Raw genomic sequence first — 1692 nt, 5'->3', positions numbered from 1 at the left:
GAGCTGCAGGGCAAGGCCCTCGTCGACGCGGTCGGAGACAAGGCGAACTCCGGCTCGATCATCATGATCAACGGCTCGCCCACCGACCCCAACGCGGCCGACTTCAAGGCCGGCGCGCACAGCGCGATCGACGGCAAGCTCAAGATCGGCAAGGAGTACGACACTCCCAACTGGGACCCGAACAACGCCAACCAGGAGGCCGCCGCCGCGATCACCGCGATCGGCGCCCCGAACGTGGTCGGCGTCTACTCGGCCAACGACGGCATGGCCGCCGGTATCTCCACCGCGCTCAAGGCCGCCAACCTCAGCGTCCCGCTGACCGGCCAGGACGCCCAGCTGGACGCAGTCCAGCGGATCCTCGCCGGCACCCAGACGATGTCGATCTACAAGCCCTTCAAGCCGGAGACGGACGCGGCGGCCACCATGGCGGTCACGTTCGCCCAGGGCAAGCCCCTCGACGCGAAGCTGGTGCCGGTGACGGTCACCAACGGCAGCGGCAACAAGGTGCAGGCCGACCTCATCACCCCGATCGTCCTGACCAAGGACAACATCAAGACCACCGTGGTCGCCGACGGCCTCTACACCGTCCAGCAGATCTGCACGCCCGACTACGCCGCCGCGTGCTCCGCGGCCGGCCTCACGTGACCCGCGGGCCCTCCGCCCCGGAACACCCCAGGCCGTACCCGTAGCCGACGACGCCCCGCCTTCCCGGGAAGGCGGGGCACGAGGGAGTTGATCACTGTGGCAGGTGAGACCGTTCTGGCCCTGCGCGGGGTCTCCAAACGGTTCGGCGCCGTGCAGGCGCTCACCGACATCGAACTCGAAGTGCACGCGGGCGAAGTGGTGGCCCTGGTCGGCGACAACGGCGCCGGCAAGTCCACCCTGGTCAAGGCGATCGCCGGCGTTCACCAGCCGGACGACGGCGTCATCGAGTGGCACGGCAGGGCGGTCACCATCCACCGCCCGCAGGACGCCCAGCACCTCGGCGTCGCCACCGTCTACCAGGACCTCGCGCTCTGCGACAACCTCGACGTGGTCGGCAACCTCTTCCTCGGCCGCGAGATCCGGCGCTTCACCGTGCTCGACGAGGTGGAGATGGAGAAGCGCTCCCGCGAACTCCTCGACACGCTCTCGATCCGCATCCCGAGCGTGCGGATCCCCATCGCCTCGCTCTCCGGCGGCCAGCGCCAGGTGGTGGCCATCGCGCGCGCGCTGATCGGCGAGCCCAAGGTCGTGATGCTGGACGAGCCGACCGCCGCCCTCGGCGTCGAACAGACCGCACAGGTCCTCGACCTCGTCGAGCGGCTGCGCGAACGCGGCCTCGGCGTGATCCTGATCAGCCACAACATGGCCGACGTCATGGCCGTCGCCGACACCGTCGCCGTGCTGCGCCTCGGGCGCAACAACGGCGTCTTCGACAAGCGCTACACCAATCAGGAACAGATCATCTCGGCCATCACCGGCGCCACCGACAACGCGGTGACCCGCCGACAGGCCCGCGGCACGGAGGGCTCCCAGTGAGCGAGAACCCCCCGCCCGGGGGCGAGCCGGGACACCACGTCCCGCTGCCCGAGGACAGCATGCCCAAGGGCGGCGACAACCCCCCCGCCCCGGTGGCCGCCGAGGCCACCCCCGCCGTGGACCCCCGGCTGATCGTCCGCCAGGAGGGCATCAAGGGCTACCTCGGCGAGT

At 70.2% G+C, this 1692-nt stretch carries 2 protein-coding genes; both read left to right on the top strand.

Annotated features, from left to right (window positions below; all coding sequences use genetic code 11):
- Positions 1 to 645, top strand: a 645-nt coding sequence (locus MCM47_RS40255) for a substrate-binding domain-containing protein (protein WP_238951786.1), incomplete at its 5' end; no start/stop codon positions are given.
- 96 nt (positions 646 to 741) lie between these two features.
- Complete coding sequence (locus tag MCM47_RS40250) at positions 742 to 1521, top strand: ATP-binding cassette domain-containing protein (protein ID WP_374209213.1); 780 nt, start codon at positions 742 to 744, stop codon at positions 1519 to 1521.
- The last annotated feature ends 171 nt before the right edge of the window (positions 1522 to 1692 follow it).

This window comes from Kitasatospora sp. A2-31, from assembly GCF_022288725.1.
In the GTDB taxonomy this organism is placed as follows: domain Bacteria; phylum Actinomycetota; class Actinomycetes; order Streptomycetales; family Streptomycetaceae; genus Kitasatospora.
This window is presented reverse-complemented; position numbering and strand designations above follow the sequence as displayed.